General features: G+C 27.8%; 15 protein-coding genes and 1 pseudogene. 11 read left to right on the top strand and 5 right to left on the bottom strand.

The window, feature by feature from the left end; genetic code table 11:
* The first annotated feature begins 664 nt into the window (after window positions 1-664).
* On the top strand, window positions 665-1,357 hold the full coding sequence (locus SLY_RS03770) for a hypothetical protein (RefSeq protein ID WP_015638240.1): 693 nt from the start codon (window positions 665-667) through the stop codon (window positions 1,355-1,357).
* Window positions 1,358-1,844: 487 nt separating this feature from the next.
* Window positions 1,845-2,882 carry a DUF2963 domain-containing protein gene (locus SLY_RS05950; protein WP_015638239.1) on the top strand — a complete coding sequence of 346 codons (1,038 nt, stop codon included), beginning with the start codon at window positions 1,845-1,847 and terminating at the stop codon, window positions 2,880-2,882.
* A 758-nt stretch (window positions 2,883-3,640) separates the two neighbouring features.
* Here the strand turns inward: SLY_RS05950 and SLY_RS03760 are convergent.
* Together SLY_RS03760 and SLY_RS03755 are read right to left on the bottom strand one after the other, a co-directional pair.
* On the bottom strand, window positions 3,641-4,312 hold the full coding sequence (locus SLY_RS03760) for a DUF2963 domain-containing protein (protein ID WP_235043265.1): 672 nt from the start codon (window positions 4,310-4,312) through the stop codon (window positions 3,641-3,643).
* Window positions 4,313-4,490: 178 nt separating this feature from the next.
* Entirely contained in the window at window positions 4,491-4,724 is a 234-nt protein-coding gene (locus SLY_RS03755) for a hypothetical protein (protein ID WP_015638237.1), read from the bottom strand.
* Window positions 4,725-5,141: 417 nt separating this feature from the next.
* On the opposite strand from SLY_RS03755, the gene SLY_RS05750 reads away from it, so the two are divergent.
* From SLY_RS05750 to SLY_RS03735, 4 genes and pseudogenes are all read left to right on the top strand, one after another.
* Window positions 5,142-5,273 carry a hypothetical protein gene (locus SLY_RS05750; protein WP_015638236.1) on the top strand — a complete coding sequence of 44 codons (132 nt, stop codon included), beginning with the start codon at window positions 5,142-5,144 and terminating at the stop codon, window positions 5,271-5,273.
* A 101-nt stretch (window positions 5,274-5,374) separates the two neighbouring features.
* Window positions 5,375-6,424 (top strand): hypothetical protein, encoded by a 1,050-nt coding sequence (locus SLY_RS03750; protein ID WP_015638235.1) that lies wholly within the window; start codon window positions 5,375-5,377, stop codon window positions 6,422-6,424.
* Between the two features lie 686 nt (window positions 6,425-7,110).
* Window positions 7,111-8,796, top strand: a complete 1,686-nt coding sequence (locus SLY_RS03745) for a DEAD/DEAH box helicase (RefSeq protein ID WP_041784384.1) — start codon at window positions 7,111-7,113, stop codon at window positions 8,794-8,796.
* A 240-nt stretch (window positions 8,797-9,036) separates the two neighbouring features.
* Window positions 9,037-9,333, top strand: a pseudogene (locus tag SLY_RS03735) (IS3 family transposase); the annotation flags it as partial.
* Between the two features lie 276 nt (window positions 9,334-9,609).
* Here the strand turns inward: SLY_RS03735 and SLY_RS04820 are convergent.
* From SLY_RS04820 to SLY_RS03720, 3 genes are all read right to left on the bottom strand, one after another.
* Window positions 9,610-10,095 carry a DUF2963 domain-containing protein gene (locus tag SLY_RS04820; protein WP_051085524.1) on the bottom strand — a complete coding sequence of 162 codons (486 nt, stop codon included), beginning with the start codon at window positions 10,093-10,095 and terminating at the stop codon, window positions 9,610-9,612.
* Window positions 10,049-10,237 (bottom strand): DUF2963 domain-containing protein, encoded by a 189-nt coding sequence (locus tag SLY_RS03725; protein WP_015638228.1) that lies wholly within the window; start codon window positions 10,235-10,237, stop codon window positions 10,049-10,051. Before SLY_RS03725 ends, SLY_RS04820 begins: the two co-directional genes overlap by 47 nt.
* 63 nt (window positions 10,238-10,300) lie before the next feature.
* A complete protein-coding gene (locus tag SLY_RS03720) occupies window positions 10,301-10,702 on the bottom strand; it encodes a hypothetical protein (protein ID WP_015638227.1) in 402 nt (133 codons plus the stop codon).
* A gap of 458 nt (window positions 10,703-11,160) precedes the next feature.
* On the opposite strand from SLY_RS03720, the gene rpsF reads away from it, so the two are divergent.
* The 5 genes from rpsF (at window position 11,161) to dnaB (ending at window position 16,200) form a co-directional block, all read left to right on the top strand.
* Window positions 11,161-11,442 (top strand): 30S ribosomal protein S6, encoded by a 282-nt coding sequence (gene rpsF, locus SLY_RS03715; RefSeq protein WP_012358752.1) that lies wholly within the window; start codon window positions 11,161-11,163, stop codon window positions 11,440-11,442.
* A 126-nt stretch (window positions 11,443-11,568) separates the two neighbouring features.
* Window positions 11,569-12,003, top strand: a complete 435-nt coding sequence (locus SLY_RS03710; protein WP_012358751.1) for a single-stranded DNA-binding protein — start codon at window positions 11,569-11,571, stop codon at window positions 12,001-12,003.
* A gap of 23 nt (window positions 12,004-12,026) precedes the next feature.
* Window positions 12,027-12,263 (top strand): 30S ribosomal protein S18, encoded by a 237-nt coding sequence (gene rpsR / locus SLY_RS03705; protein WP_012358750.1) that lies wholly within the window; start codon window positions 12,027-12,029, stop codon window positions 12,261-12,263.
* Window positions 12,264-12,361: 98 nt separating this feature from the next.
* Window positions 12,362-14,860: a 50S ribosomal protein L9 gene (gene rplI / locus SLY_RS03700; protein ID WP_015638224.1), complete on the top strand. Its 2,499-nt coding sequence runs from the start codon at window positions 12,362-12,364 to the stop codon at window positions 14,858-14,860.
* A complete protein-coding gene (gene dnaB / locus SLY_RS03695; protein WP_012358748.1) occupies window positions 14,857-16,200 on the top strand; it encodes a replicative DNA helicase in 1,344 nt (447 codons plus the stop codon). Before rplI ends, dnaB begins: the two co-directional genes overlap by 4 nt.
* Window positions 16,201-16,247: the final 47 nt, after the last annotated feature.

The raw sequence follows: 16,247 nt of genomic DNA, 5'->3' as shown, positions 1-16,247 counted from the left end.
AAAAAATCACAAATTCCTCTTCCCAAAACAACAACAAGTTTTTTTATTTCATTATTGCGATTTTTTACACTTCAATCGTCATCTTTACAATATTTTTCTTCAACAACGTAGATCGTTTATTTTCTAAACAAAAATTTGACCCCGAAACAGGACACCGACTGCAACCCCAAAAAATCATAACACACAACAAAACAAGAACAATAGTAATTATTTTTTACTTTTTGTTATCTTAGCTCCTTGGAATTAAGATTTTTACAAAAAAAATCATTATAAAGGTTTTGTTTTGACTTTTTAACGTTATCCTTTTAATACTATTTTTTCACTTTTTGAGAATAATTTATTTTTCATGAAAGTTGTTTTTTCAAAATCTCTAAAAAACCACTCTCCTCAACTAAAGGTTTTTTTCAACACCACCACACAAACAAAAACACACAACCTGTCCTGTCCAACAATTTGCTTCTACAATCACCACCCCTCTCGACTATCATAATCCCTCTACAATAAAAACCAACACTTCAACACATTATCCACACTCTGTCCTGAACAAGACGCAAAACTGTAGAAAAAATTATAATCTATGCCAAAAACTTGTTTTTTTTGATGATATAATTAAATCATACACTGGTTTTTAATAAAACCAAGAAAGGAAATAATTCTTAAAAAATTGAAAAAACAAACAAAATATTTAATTTTCTTTATAATTGCATTAATTTCCATTATTATTTTCTGCCTTTTTATGCACTACATTACCAACAAATCACTCAAATATACAAAATCTACTCAATTCACAAATCAAAAAGAAATAGAAAGGAAAAGTGATAACGACTTTATAAAACAAATAATAGAATATAACAAAAAAATTGTACAATGGCAAAATCAATGTTATATTAAACCATATACAGATTACGGAGCGTGGGAAATTAAAGATAAGTTTGGTAAAGAATCTAGAACTATTTATAATCAATATGGTAAAGCATGTAATTATACCTTTATTAAAAGATTTTTTGTTGATAATTATTATATTGAAGGCAAAGAAATTTGTGTTGGAAGCCATAAGTTTGATGATTATTACGACACCACCCAACCTCCACTTCAACCAACCCCTCCCCAATATCACGAATTTCGCCTTGATTACCCTTCAACTCGTATTTCTAGTTGTGATGTATATAACGAAGCCAACCAAAAAATTAAAACATTTAGATTTCTTTTTGGAAATAACAAATATGATGAAATTATATACGACCGCGAAACAGGCAATATCTCTTTAATAAATAATTATTATCCTAATGGTCGTCAAATGGGATATTTTACTTATGACCCTAAAACAGGAAAGTTCGTTAATTCCGTACGTTTTTGATCTCTTTTATTTTCAACCTATTACCCAATAGGTCTTTTTTTATACCCTTATTTCCACCCAAAGAGCCTATTTCCCTAGGCTCTTTTTTCTTTTCTTCTACCCTCCATCCTCCCACTCTCTTCACAAAACAAACTCACCTCAACTCCACCACACACAAACACACATTATCTGTCTTGGTTATAAAAACATTCATCAAATTACATCCATCTCGCTTGCCGCAATCTCTATTCAATAAAAAAACAAGTTTCAACACGCTATCCCCACAAACTACTCATAAATACCCCAAACACACAACACCCCCCAACCTTTCCTGGCCAACAATCCCTCTACAATAAAAACCAACATTTCAACACACCACACACCAACCTGTCCTAAACAAGACGTAAAACTGTAAGAAATTTATAATCTATGCCAAAAAGTTGTTTTTTTTTTGGTGATATAATTAAATCATACACTGGTTTTCCAAAACCAAGAAAGGAGATATCTTTTGAATAAACAAACAAAACCCATAATTATTTTCACTACTGCACTAATCTCCACCATTATTTTCTGCTTATTTATGCATTATATTACCAACCAACCAAACATTTCCAAACAAAAACCACACACACAAGAAGAATACACATTACCAAACCAAAACCAAAACCAAAAAGAAAGGATAAGTGATAACGACTTATTAGAAAAAATTAAAGAATACAATCAAAAACTCCAAACTTGGAAAAATCAATGTTATATTAAACCACAACAAACATATGACGCTTGGACTACAAGAGATAAATTTGGCAGAAATTCTAGAACTATTTACCGCGAAGACGGAAAAGCATGTGATTACACCTTCAAAAAAGGTTGGGTAGTTGATGATTATTACGTGGATGGAAAAGAAATTTGCGTTGGTCAAAATAGTTTTAATCATTATTACGACACTTCTACTCCGCGATTTGTTAAACCAACTCCTCCAAACGCAAATTTCATAATTGATTATGCTCATTATTCAGAAATTTATAGTTTAAGACAATTCGACCCTTCAACAAAAAAATTAATTAAATACATCAAATTCTGTGAAGATGGTTTAATTAGTTGGATTAAACAATACAATCCTAAAACAGATGAAATAATCAAATACACTCATTATCATTTCGTAGGCCAAAAATTAGAGCGTACTACTGAACACGACCCTGAAACATACACAACCATTCGCGAATTTTTTTACGGACTCGACGACAAAATAGTTAAAAAAACCTCTATGACCCCGAAACAAGAAAACCTATTCAAACCACTTTCTACGAACCCGACGGCCAAACATGTGATCTCTACTACCACTACGACCCCCAAACAGGCAAGTCTATTACATTATACAACCCTTAATTTCAATTCCCTACTAGACCTATTACCCAATAGGTCTTTTTTTATACCCTTATTCCCACCCAAAGAGCCTATTTCTTTCCTTAGGCTCTTTTTTTCTTTTCTCTTTAATTACAACATTATCCCCAACCGAAAACTCAAAAAACACATTCACTCAAACTAAAACATCCTTACCTAAATCGCTCCACACAACACATAAAATCAAAATCCAAAAGAAAACAAAAATAAAAGAATATTTTGTCTTATTTTGTCAATTTGTTTAAAAAAAGTGCAGCACAATAACCTCTTTTTTATGATGGTATTTTGGATTTCAAAAAAGAGAACGTAACTTAAAGTTATATTTTCTTTGTTTGTGTATGCTTATGATTTAGTTTGTACTTCAATTCGTTTAAGTTATTTTAGTTAATTTTATAATGATTTTTAATGAAATATTTTAAGAATCTAACGGTTAGACTAAATTAAAATAATTAAAAAATTAATCATATAATTAATATATGTATTAAATTATAATAATAATAAAGAAATTCAGACAAATTAATTTTGAGATATGTATGCGACTTTTTCCATATTATTTGCTCTTTGCGGAAGGTTTCAAAGTACTTCTGAATGGAAAAAAATAATATTTATTACTAATTTTTCTTATTTTTTATACAAAATAATATTTAATTATGCAGTCAAGGAGGTCAAATACAAATCATCAAAACAAATCTTTTTGAGTTTTTGAATAAAAAAATAACCCTTGTAGACTTAAGGGTGTTTTGTTTTAAAAAAATATTTTTTTAATTTTTTAATATCAATTTTGATATTTAAGATTATTTTATTATAAGTTAAAGATATATATATATATTGACTTAAAAAAATAATTTTAACGGCGGAATGTGCCCATTTATTTTCGTTTAAAAGGCGTTTGAGATGAGGATTTTATTTGGTTTCATTGCCTGTTTGGGGGTCGTATTCATAGATTCTTTGGATTGAGCCATTTTCGTTGTAATAGATTGATTTGGTTATGTTTCCTGTTTGTGGGTCTGATTCAAAAATTAAACCAACTAATCCTTCTTTGTTGTAATAGGTTGATTTGGTGCGTTTATTTGTTATTTTGTCGTATTCCAAGATTTCCTTAATTGTGCCATCGATGTTATAATTGGTATATTTGATTTTGTTGCGTGTTTCAGGGTCATATTCAAAGCTGTAATCAACTTTTCCATCTGGTTTATAATGGGTGGATTTGATTCGTTTTCTTGTTTTTTTGTCATATTCAGAGATCCAATCAATTGCGCCATTGAGGTAAATAATTGATTTGATTCGTTTACCCTTTCTTTTGTTACATTCAAAGAAATCCTTAATTGTGGTATCTTTTTTGTAATTGATGTATTTGATTTTTTTGCTTGAAATTGGGTAGCGTTCAGCGATTGTCTTTAAATCGTCTGAGTTATAATGGGTGGATGGGGTTTTATTATTAGTTTTATTAGCTAAGCCAAAATAAATACATAGACTTGTGATGAGCGTTGCAAGTGTTAAAATTAAAAGCAGTAAAAAACCAACTCCAATTAAAAAATTTTTCTTTTCTTTTGAAAAAAATTGTTTAGATTGCATAAAAATTCCTTTCTTTTTGGCCATTTTACCATTGCAAATCTAAAATTAGTTTTTTGTCTAAAACTTTTATTTGATGATTTAATAAATTTATTTCTAAATTAATGGATTCTTTATTTAATAAAATTTGAATAATTACTTTAAAAAATAATTTTATGTTGAATAATAATTTTTTACCTCGTTAAAATAATAATTTAAAACATCTTGAATAGATTTTTTTTACGGCATTATTTCTGTCTTTTAAATATTTATTTTTAAGAAATTTAGTAATTTCTGCTTTAGTGTGATTTTCATCAGCCAAATATTTTCTTTTTCTTCTTTTGCCTCCATCAGTTGAAAATAAAATTATTTCAAAAGATCTACTGCCAAGATTAATAATAATTTCAGCTAAATATAAATAATCTTTTTCTTCCATCTAGTTGTCATCACGATAATAACCAGTATACTTATCTCAATTTTGTTGTTTTTTTGTTTTCTACAAAATAAATTATTCTTTTTAAACAAAAGTGGATAACGCATAAGCAACTTAAACAAGCCATTTTTAATTGCTCTTAATTTGGTTCGTAATCTAAATTAAAAATCGGCTTTTTGATGAAAATAATAAAAATAAACAACAATATTATTAATTATTCTTTTTAAATTGTGAAAAATAATGATTCTAAATTATTACTATCCTCATATTTCATAATATCTTTTAACCACTGCTACATATTTTACATCAAAAGAAAATAAAAAAATAAGTTTTTTGCATAATAAAATGAATTTAGTAAGTTTATAATTTGTTAATGTTTTTAAAAATTGTAAAAAATTTAATTTAAAATGAACAATTAATTTGTTATCTCAAATAGATCTTTCTGAAATAGATAACGTTAAATTAAAAGAATTTATGAAAGAATACCAAGAACTTACATTCAAAAAACCTAGTGAAAACGCAATTAAGCGTGCAAGAAGAATAATGGAATAATTTCTTTTTTATATCCTTTCCGTTTTATTTGCAAAAAAAAAAAAACGGTATAATGGAATTGTATTATTTTTTCATTATACTTAATTAGAAAGGATTCAAATATGAATAATTACCCAAACTACCCAACCCCATTTCCGCAAAAAAACAACAAACTTCTTTACTCCATTATTGCAATTGTTTCTGCTGTAATCGTTATTTTTGCAATAATTTTCTTTTATAACAAAAACAAAACTACTTCCAACCCCCAAAACCCCGAACAACAAGAAACCCCAAACAATAGGAATACTTCAAACAAACCAAACTCTCAAAAACACACACCAACACATCCTGAAAATACTAGACCATCCAGAACTTCAGGAAATCCATCTGATTTTTCAGGCGATAATTCTTTACCATCTTCCAATTTCAAACCTCAAGATGAAAAAAATAATAAAAACACATCAAATTCCTCCTCTTCTCCACAATCACCAACAACCCCTCAATTTTACACAAACACTCCAAACCCCAATTCTTCATCATCTCCTCAATCCCCAACCGACTCTACTGAAGAAATAAACCACCTTTCTGCTGAAAACGATTTACTTTCTCAAGAACTCGAAACATTGTTTAACTATGATTTCAAAAACCACTCTTATGCTTCACAAAAACAAATCACAGACCCTTTAGTTTTCACATCTTCTAATTTGAATGGTTTAAATTACGAACTAGGAGATCGACGCAAATTTTTAAATTTTTACATTAGTGCGTTTGAAACAAACAACGAGCATCATAAAGATTGTTCAACTGTAGAACGAAAATATATTAAAAAAGAAAAAGAATTATATAATCGCCCTGAATTTTCTCCTTTAAATAATTTAACAAAATTAAATAACAAATTAAAAGAAGAAAAAACAACAGTTGAACAAAGGATCAAGGAGTCTGTTCAACAAATAGAATCAAGAAACCTTTTATACCCTACTTTTTCTAAATTAAAATCAACAAATGAAGAATTAGAAAAAATCTCAACTGTAGTTAAAGAAATATCGAGAATGTATTCTAATATCCACAGAAACAAAGAAGAAACCGCCCGCCAAGCAAACACCAAATACACCCAAATCAAAGCGGACGCCCAAACTAAAAACATCATTCTTCCTAATATCCCTTTTAACTAAACCCCTCTCAAAAGAGCCTATATTTTCCTTAGGCTCTTTTTTTTATATGCTTTTTTCACTTTTTTTGCACTTCAACTGTTATCTTTAAAATAATTTTTTTTAATAACTTAAATTCTTCAATTTAAGGATTTCTTTGGGGAATACTTATTTTAAGTTTTCAGAGTTTCTTCGGAATAATTTTTTTTAGTTAGTTTTTTTATGATTCTGGAATACGTAAAAACTTACGAACAATTTTTTATTTATTGAACCCCACCTTTTTTTAAGAATTATGCTCCTTTTATATTCCATCAAAATTACAAAAAAAGAAAATAAAAGAAGTTTATGAAGGAAAAAATTATAAAAGATAAAAAAAGAAGTGTTTTTTAATACTTTTAAAAGTATAATATAAAAGATACAGTAAAAATTTATAAATGTTAAAAACAAAAAACATTACAAAAAAATAAAGTTATTTTATGAAAAATAAATTTTTTTAAAAGCGGTCTTTTTGCTTGTTTTATAAAAAACTCTTTTAATTTCAACAAAAATTTTTTGGATTAACTTGAAAAGCAATAATTGGAAAATAATTTTTTTTCGATCATCATTCAAATTTCTTAAAGCAATTTTTAAAAATATTCATTAAGCGCTTGAGCAAAAACATTTTATATTTTTACTTGTATAATTCAAAAAAAGAAAGAAATGAGGAAATTATGAATATTTTATTCGAACAATTACCTATTTTAGAACAAACTAAAAAAGCTTTGCAAGAGCTTAACTTTATCGAAGCAACACCCATTCAAGCTTTAGTGATCCCAGAAATTATCCAAGGACACGATGTAATTGGACAAGCGCAAACAGGAACAGGAAAAACTTTTGCCTTTGGAATCCCTATTATTGAAAAAATTGATTATAAATTATCTAAAACTCAAAGTTTAATTTTATGCCCCACTAGAGAATTAACTTTGCAAGTTTATGAAGAGTTGAAAAAATTACTACGTTATTACCCGCAAATTAGAATTGCAGTTGTTTTTGGTGGTGAATCCTACACTAAACAATTTAGAGCTTTAGAAAGTAAACCACATTTAATTATTGCAACTCCAGGAAGAGTGATTGACCACATAGAAAGAGGCAAAATTGATTTATCAGCGTTAAAAATTTTAACTTTAGATGAAGCCGATGAAATGTTAAAAATGGGATTTCAAGAAGCTTTAGAAACTATATTAAAACAAATCCCAGAAGAAAGACAAACTGTTTTATTTTCTGCCACTCTTCCTCCTTCCATCAAACAAATTGCAAGCAAATACCAAAAAAACACTAAAATTTTACAAGTTCCTGTTAAAAAACTTGCCGTTAACGCAATTGAACAATATTATTTTTTAGTCAAAGAATTTGATAAAAACAAGTTATTAGTTCGTTTATTAGACTTAAAAAGAGATTATTCAACCATTCTATTTGCCAACACCAAAAAAGACGTGGATGAAATTGCTTCTTTTTTACAAGACAAAGGGTTTTTAGCTGATGCTGTTCACGGAGACTTAAAACAAAATCAAAGACAATATGTCATGAATAATTTCCGCAAAGGAAAAATAAAAATCTTAATCGCAACCGATGTGGCTGCAAGAGGGATTGATATTTCTGATATCAAAATGGTAGTTAACTATGATTTACCTCACGAAGATGAAGTTTATGTCCACAGAATCGGAAGAACTGGACGCGCAGGCAAAAAAGGTTTGGCTTATAGTTTTATCAGTCCAAGAAAATTCAGTCAACTCAAAAAATTAGAATATTATTTAAAAGAAAAAGTAAAATTCTTAGAAATTCCTTCAGTTGAAGAAATCAAAAAACAAATTTTGGAAAACTTTGAACAAAAAGTAATAGATATTATTGAAAAAAATAGCCAAGAAAACGCTAATAATCCAATGATTGAAAAATTATTACAAAAATTTTCTTCTGAACAAATCATTCAAGGTTTATTAACAAACATCCAACCAAAAGCAAAAAATTATACAGATATTATACCTCCAAGAATGACATTTACTCCAAGAGAAACATTTAATAACAATTCTTTTGGTAATAGAAGATTTGGAGAAAAACGTTTCCAGAATCCAAAATTTAGCTCCTATAATTCCTATAATTCTTATAATTCCTATAGTCAAAAAAGAAATGACTTCATTGAAGCAACAATTAACCTTGGTAAAAAAGATAATATTAACCCAACTGTTTTGATTCGATTATTAAAAGATGAGTACCAAATTTATGGTAAAAACATTGGCAATATCAAACATTTAACCCATGAAACTATTTTTGAAATTCCGAGTCGTTTTTGGAATCAAATGAAAAATAAATCAGACATTCGCTTCCAAAACAAAATTTTAGTTATCAATAAAAAAGAATAAAAAAAGATAAAAGAAAAGGCCTTTGTGGGCCTTTATTATTTTTTGTCTCTTCCAACTGCGTTTTTTTTGAAAATATATAATCACAATTTGAAAAAATCTGGGGAGATGATGTTTTTTAGACATTTTTATTTTAAAAAAATATTTTTTAAAACTAAAAAAATAATAGATAATTTCATATCTTTTCAAATTAACAAAACAAATTAATTAAACTAAAAAGTGTCCTAATTATTTCAGCAACCCATCCATTCCGACCAAGGATTAGTTTATCAATCACCAAAAGTACAACAAACCTTAACTAAAAAAAGGTTTTTAATCAGCATGTCCCGCAAAGCAACCCCACGCGATAACGCCGTGATTGAGAACTTTTTTGGCCAGATGAAAAGTATTTTATTCAACCAACATCCATTTTTATTTCAAAAAAACCCAAGTAAAATCAAAAAAATTATAAATCGATTCGCTTCTTTTTGGAATCACAAATGGATTTTAACTAAATTAAATACTTTATCTCCTGTAAAATATTTTCAATCTTTTAGATAAATATTTTAATTAATTGACAAATTCAACTGCAACCTTTTTAAAAGAGGTTATTTCACTGTACATTTTTTTAACTAAAAAATTAAAAATTCTGCATTATTGTGTAAAAAAATTTAATCCATGTCGTTTTATAGGTGACTTTTTCTTTTTTTTTACTTATATATATAGTGTAAGGATAAAAATTAAAAAAATATCTTTTGAAACTAACAAATTATAAAAAAACATTAGACACTTTTTAAGTGTAATGAAATTGCTTTGTTAGTTTGAAAAGATATGAAATTATCTACTTAATTTTAAAGTCTTAAAGAGTAATTTATAAATAAAAAGTTGTATTAAAAAACGGAACAGCGCAAAATTGTATGAACGAAAGCTCCATTTGATGCGTTTGCCTGTTCGAGGGTCATATTCATATTCAGTTATATCATCAATCGTACCGTCTTTTTTGTATGTAGTTAACTTAGTCTTTTGGTTTGTTTGGGGGTTGTATGCAAAGACGTCTTTAGCGATTTTGTTAGCTTCATTGATATCGTATTCGTTGTATTTGGTCTCTTTGATTAATGCACCTGTTTGGGGGTTATATTCTTTGATATACCAAATTGTTTCTCCGTCGGGGAAGTATTGGGTGTGTTTGATTTGTTTACCTGTTTCAAGGTTGTATTCTCTGATACAAATGATTGCATCTCTTTTAGCCCAAATATCTTTGCTTTCGGGGTTGTATTCAGTAAATTTGGTGTATTTTGGTTCGATTTCTTGTGGTTGGGTCAAATTCAATAATGCAATCAACTGAGCCATCGGGGTGATGAGTGATGTATTTGGTCTTGTTGCCTGTTAGGGGGTTATATTCATTGGTGCCAGCAACTGATCCATTTTTATTATATACAGTTTCTTTATTGTTTATTGGTTCCATTTTTTTCCGTTCCTTTGATTTTATTTTGTATTTCTAAAAAAATGCTTTATTTTTTTATCTGTTTTAATATCTTGGTGGATATTGTGGATATGTAGGTGAATGTGAGGGATTTTGATAAAAACCTTTTTCATCCTTTCTTCCCAAAAAACAAATCAAAGCAGGAATGACAAAACAAGCCGCCCAAGAAATTAATTGAGATTTTTCATAATCTTTATCAAATTTTTTAGCAGCCTCAAGCAATTTCTGCTTGTTTTCCTCACTGGGATTTAGTACATAATCAAGATTTTCTGGCGTATTTTCAACTAAAGATTCAAAATATCCGTTTCTTATGGTTGCAAAAACACAAATTAAAATTATAAAACAAAATACACGCCCTACAGAAAATTTAATTGAAATATGTGGTTTTTGTTCATTGGGGACATAGTTTGGTTGTTGTCCTGGATATTGTTGATAGTTTTGATTCATTTTTTTAATTATTCCTTTCTTTATTTTGATGTATCAAAATAAAACACTTTTTTAATTTATTTAATTAATAGTGATTATTTTAAAAACCAAACCACTATTAATTATATTTTACCATCAAAAAAAACAAGTTTTACGAGTAGCAAAGTAAAATTCATTTACTAAATTTGGCACTTGTTTTTCGCTTAGAATTTGTTAATAATTTTAAAACTAAAAAATGCAACAACACCATTCAAAAAAACAATAACTCAATAAAATAAAAAAATTATTTTTAAATTTTTCTTAATTCCAAAGGATTCATAATAAATATCTCTTTTAATCCTTTGTTTTCCAAATAAAAATGTCAATATAATAAAAATTTGTTATAATATTAATGTCTTGCAAAAAAATAAAAATAGGTACATGCTTATTCCTTGTCTTTATTACAATTATAAAGACCGCATAGACCGTAAGGAGAAAAAATGAAAAAATACGAAATTATGTACATTCTAAGGCCTAATTTAGATAATAACGAAGTCAAAAAAATTAATGACCATTTAGAAAGTGTTTTTAGCAAAAAACCTAGTACAATTTTAGAAAAAAAAGAAATAGGCTTAAAGGATTTAGCTTATCCCATCAATAATCATAAAAAAGGTTATTATTATTGGTTTATTACTCAAACTGATAATGAAGCTGTTTTAGAATTTAACCGTATCGTTAAAATAACTGAAGAAGTTATTAGATTCATCATCATTAAAGAATAAAAAATTGAGTAATTTTGGGACTCAAGAGTCCTTAAATGATTATTTTGTGAATTTTAAAATTATTAACAAAAGCAATAAGTGAAGCAATAAAGAAATGAAATAGTTATAAAAGGAGATTTAATCTAGATGATTAATAAAGTTATTTTAGTTGGAAGAATTACTAAAGACCCTGAATTAAAATCTTATAATGGGGAAGTTAATTATGTTAAATTTACCTTAGCAGTAAATAGATTTTATAACAATCAAGAAGAAAATAAAAAAACTGATTTCATTAATTGCATCGTTTGGCGTAAACAAGCGGAAAATTTGAGTAAATACATCTTTAAAGGTAATTTATTAGGAGTTGAAGGAAGCATTCGAGTAGAAAAATGGGAAAAAGATAATAAAACCAATTGGTCTACTGAAATTCTTTGCAATAACATTTCTTTTTTAGAATCCAAGAAAAGTTTGAACGCAACACAAGAAAAAGACTATCAATCAAATAATGACTCAAGTTTTGAAAATTCACAATCTAATGATTTTGAAACAAATACACCAGAAGATGATGGATTACCCTTTTAAATTAAGAAAGAGGCAAAATAAAAATGAAAAAAAATAAAAGACATGTTTTCAAAAAACGTCGCAAAGTTTGTTATTTTACTGAAAACAAATTCAGTAAAATTGATTTCAAAGATATAGAACTTTTAAAAAAATTTATCACTGAGCGTGGAAAAATTATTTCTCGCAGAATCACTAATACTTCAGCTAAATGGCAACGTCAATTAGCAGTTGCTATCAAAAGAGCTCGTCACATGGCTTTAATATCTTTTATTCAACAATAAAAACAGGCGTAATCCTGTTTTTTTTATTAATTTTTTTTATACTTGACAATATTTTGCTTTTGCAAATTTGGATTTAAAAAAAAGAAAGGCAATAATTTATGTCTCTTAAAAAAAATGTCAAATTAGTAATGGCTATTGTAATTGTTGTTTTATTTTTATTATTTTTACGCTATGATTATGACAATATATCTAAAGTTATTCAACAAATAGATAAAACATCTGACAATCTGTTAAAAGCCCGTCTTTGGGCTGCATTTGGTTTGGGAAAAATTATTTTAATTATTTTAATCATTAGCTTTGTATTACAGATTAAAAAAAATAATAAAATCAAACGTTTACAAGCCAAATTAAATTTATGGTCAAAATTATCTTTCCATGTGAGCCAAATTGGCGAAGAAGTTCTAAATGAACTTCCAATTGGAATTGTCTTAATTGATGTAAACAACAAAGAAATACAATGGTTGAATCCTTATGCTGATTTGATTTTAAAAAATCCTGAAATCAATACCCCTTTAAGTCAAATCAATGAATCAATGTTGTTGTTGACCGAACAAGAAACAGAAAAAACAATCATTACTTTAGAAAAAGAAAAATTTGAATGTTTTTATAAAAAAGATTTAAACGTTTTTTATTTATTTAACGCTAGCGAAAAAGAAGAAGTCAAACAATTATTTAGAGATAAATCTTTGGCTTTAGCCATGATTACTTTTGATCATTTAGAAGAATCATTGATTCGTTATGATATTTCTGAACAATCACAAATTAAAGGGGAATATTTAAGAGCGCTATCTGATTTTATTGATCCTTATGAAGGATATTTAAAACAGTTATTAGATGACCGTTTTTTATTGCTTGTAAATCGTCAAAACTTAGATAAAATGATAGAAAATAAATTTAGTATTTTAGATACCGTCAGAAAAATATCTCATAAATATCAATTAAAAGTCACTCTTTCAATGGGAATTGCTTGTTGGAATGTGTCTTATGATAAATTGGCTATTTATAGTCAAAACGCGATTGAATTAGCTCAAAAAAGAGGTGGAGACCAAGCGGTTGTTAACATTGAAAATGAAAAAATTCAATATTTTGGTGCCAAAATTGCTACTTTAAGCAAACAATCAAAAGTTAGTGTTCGCGTAAATACTCAAAATTTAGTTGATATAATTAAAAAATATCCTGGTTTTTATATTATGGGACATAATTACACTGATCTAGATTCTTTGGGTTCTATGATTGCTTTTTATAAAATAGTTTTAAGTTTAAAACCTGATTGTCCTAATTATATTATTCTTGACAAAGAAAAGTTAGATAAAAGCCTTCTTCCTGTTTATCATCAATTGATTCAACAAACAACAAAACCACTAGTCGAGATTATAACAACTGAAAAAGCCGCAAAAATGATTGATGAAAATGATGTGATTGTGGTAGTTGATACTCAAATTAAAGATACGTTGAATAGCCCTGAATTATTGGGTTTAACTAATAATGTGATTGTTATTGACCATCATCGTGCGACAGAAGAAGTTGTTCCTTCTATTTTTTCTTATGTTGATCCTTCCGCTTCTTCAACTGTAGAATTATTAGTTGAAATTATGGGTTTTTTAACGGAAGAAATAAAAATTGCTCCTTTTGAAGCCAGTGTTATGTATGCAGGCATTTTAATTGATACTAACGCTTTTATTTATCGCACTAGCTCGCGAACTTTTGAAGTTATTTTAAAATTAAAAGATTTCGGCGCTGATGGAATTGAAGTTAAAAGTTGGTTACGAAAAACTCGGGATAATGTTGATTCAACGAATGCATTAATTTCTAAAATGGAAATTTTTATGGGTCGTTTTGCTATCATCAAAAGTGATAAAATTTATGATAATCGTTCTTTTTTAGCTCAAGTGGCAGAAGATGCTTTAAACATTAGTGGGATTGATGCTGCTTTTATGGTTGCAAAAATTTCTAACAATAGAATAGCAATTAGCGCTCGTTCTTATAATCAAGTTAACGTACAAACTATTATGGAACAAATGGAAGGTGGAGGTCATTTCAATAGTGCTGCTACCCAAATTACAGGCAACGATATTCAAATAGTAATTCAAAACTTAAAACGTTTATTAAAGTTAGAATTAGAATATGAAAAAGGAGATGCACAAATGGAAATCATTTTATTAACAGATATCCCTAACAAAGGAAAAAAACACGATATTATTAAAGTTAATAATGGTTATGGGAATTTTTTAATTCAAAGTCAAAAAGCACTTTTATCTGATAAAAACAATTTAGCTCAAATCCGCAAAAATGAAATTTTAGAAAAACAAAAAAAAGCAAATTATGAAGCTTTAATGAAAAAACTAAAAAACGAAATCGACAATAAAACAATTTCTTTAGATATTCAAGTAGGACCTAAAGGAAAAATTTACGGCAAAATAACTTTAAAGCAAATTGCTGATGAATTTAAAAAAATACACCACATCATAATTGATCGTAAAAAAATTTCCTTGGAAAATGAAATTACTTCTGTAGGTATTTATCATATTGATGTCAATTTAACCGAACAAATTAAGGCTACTTTTTTTCTCAACGTAATTGAAAGAAAAAATAAATGAGTGAATATAACAAAAAAAAGCCTTATAGCCCCGAAGCAGAGCAGGCTTTACTAGGGGTTTTATTATTAAACCCCGAAAAAGTACCTTTTGTTCTTGATTTGATTAACGAAGATTGCCTTTATGAGGCCAAACATAAATATATTTTTAAAGCGATGAAGCAACTTCATCAAGAAGGACATGCAATTGATTATGTTTCTGTGAGTTCTTCCTTAGAAAACGAAAAGTTATTAAGTAAAATTGGCAACATTGATTATTTAATTGAATTGGTGGAGATGACCCCTGCAAGTGAATATTTAGAAACATATATTGATTTAATTAAGGAAACTGCTTTAAAAAGAGAAATTATGGAGACCGCTTCTTACTTAGCTCAAAAAGGATATGACCAAATTGATGTTCAAAGTTATTTAGATGAAGCAGAAGAAAAAATCTTTAATTTAACTCAAAGAAAAAAAACAAGTGATTTATTAGATTTAAAAAATTTGTTAAAAGAGATTAAAAGTAAAAATATTCAAGCACAACAAAAAAAAGATTTAGCGGGTTTTTCCACGGGTTTTGAAAATCTTGACAACATTACTTTAGGTTTGAAACCTGAAGAATTTATTATTATTGCAGCCCGTCCTTCGATGGGTAAAAGTACTTTTATGATTAATTTAGCTCTTAATGTAGCTAATTCCAAATATAATTCTCAATCGCCTCATGTTGCTATCTTTAGTTTAGAGATGTCCAACGAACAACTAGCAATGAGAATGTTGAGCTCTGTTTCCAAAGTAGAACATAAAAAAATTCAATTAAGTCGCGTTGATAAAGAAGATAAATTAATTTTAGAAATAGCAATTGATAAGATGAATAAATTAAATATTTATTTTGATGATTCGGCTACAGTGAACATTTTAGATATCAAAGCTAAATGTCGTAAATTAAAAAGCCAAAATAAATTAGATGTTGTTATGATAGATTATTTACAATTAATTCGCAAATCTCAAAAAACTAATCGTCAAGAAGAAGTGGCAGAAATTTCTCAAAGCTTAAAACAAATAGCTCGTGAATTAAAAATCCCTGTAATTGCTTTATCTCAATTATCAAGGGATGTTGAAAAAAGAGAAGACAAAAGGCCTGTTTTATCCGATTTAAGAGACTCAGGATCGATAGAACAAGACGCTGATATTGTTATGTTTTTATATCGAGAAGATTATTATAAAAAAGAAAGAAATGTAATTCCTGGAAAAGTTCAAGTAATTATTGCCAAAAATCGTCAAGGAGCTGTGGGCGTCCGCGAATTTAGTCTTAATTTTGATTTGATGTTGTTTACTGAAATAGAATCTTATGTTAGCGAAAATTGATTTCAAAATCAAACTTTCCTTCCATTGATTTGGTTTATCGAAAATAA

The organism is Strawberry lethal yellows phytoplasma (CPA) str. NZSb11, from assembly GCF_000397185.1.
GTDB classification, from domain to species: Bacteria; Bacillota_I; Bacilli_A; order Acholeplasmatales; family Acholeplasmataceae; genus Phytoplasma; species Phytoplasma australiense.
Note: the sequence above shows the minus strand (reverse complement) of the source record. Positions and strands in the feature narration are given on the sequence as shown.

What these genes read in the sequence shown, in the direction of transcription:
- SLY_RS03760 (WP_235043265.1), bottom strand. Translation starts at nt 4,312, where the DNA reads ATGCAATCTAAACAATTTTTTTCAAAAGAAAAGAAAAATTTTTTAATT.
- SLY_RS03755 (WP_015638237.1), bottom strand. Translation starts at nt 4,724, where the DNA reads ATGGAAGAAAAAGATTATTTATATTTAGCTGAAATTATTATTAATCTT.
- SLY_RS03750 (WP_015638235.1), top strand. Translation starts at nt 5,375, where the DNA reads ATGAATAATTACCCAAACTACCCAACCCCATTTCCGCAAAAAAACAAC.
- SLY_RS03745 (WP_041784384.1), top strand. Translation starts at nt 7,111, where the DNA reads ATGAATATTTTATTCGAACAATTACCTATTTTAGAACAAACTAAAAAA.
- SLY_RS03725 (WP_015638228.1), bottom strand. Translation starts at nt 10,237, where the DNA reads ATGGAACCAATAAACAATAAAGAAACTGTATATAATAAAAATGGATCA.
- SLY_RS03720 (WP_015638227.1), bottom strand. Translation starts at nt 10,702, where the DNA reads ATGAATCAAAACTATCAACAATATCCAGGACAACAACCAAACTATGTC.
- rpsF (WP_012358752.1), top strand. Translation starts at nt 11,161, where the DNA reads ATGAAAAAATACGAAATTATGTACATTCTAAGGCCTAATTTAGATAAT.
- SLY_RS03710 (WP_012358751.1), top strand. Translation starts at nt 11,569, where the DNA reads ATGATTAATAAAGTTATTTTAGTTGGAAGAATTACTAAAGACCCTGAA.
- rpsR (WP_012358750.1), top strand. Translation starts at nt 12,027, where the DNA reads ATGAAAAAAAATAAAAGACATGTTTTCAAAAAACGTCGCAAAGTTTGT.
- rplI (WP_015638224.1), top strand. Translation starts at nt 12,362, where the DNA reads ATGTCTCTTAAAAAAAATGTCAAATTAGTAATGGCTATTGTAATTGTT.
- dnaB (WP_012358748.1), top strand. Translation starts at nt 14,857, where the DNA reads ATGAGTGAATATAACAAAAAAAAGCCTTATAGCCCCGAAGCAGAGCAG.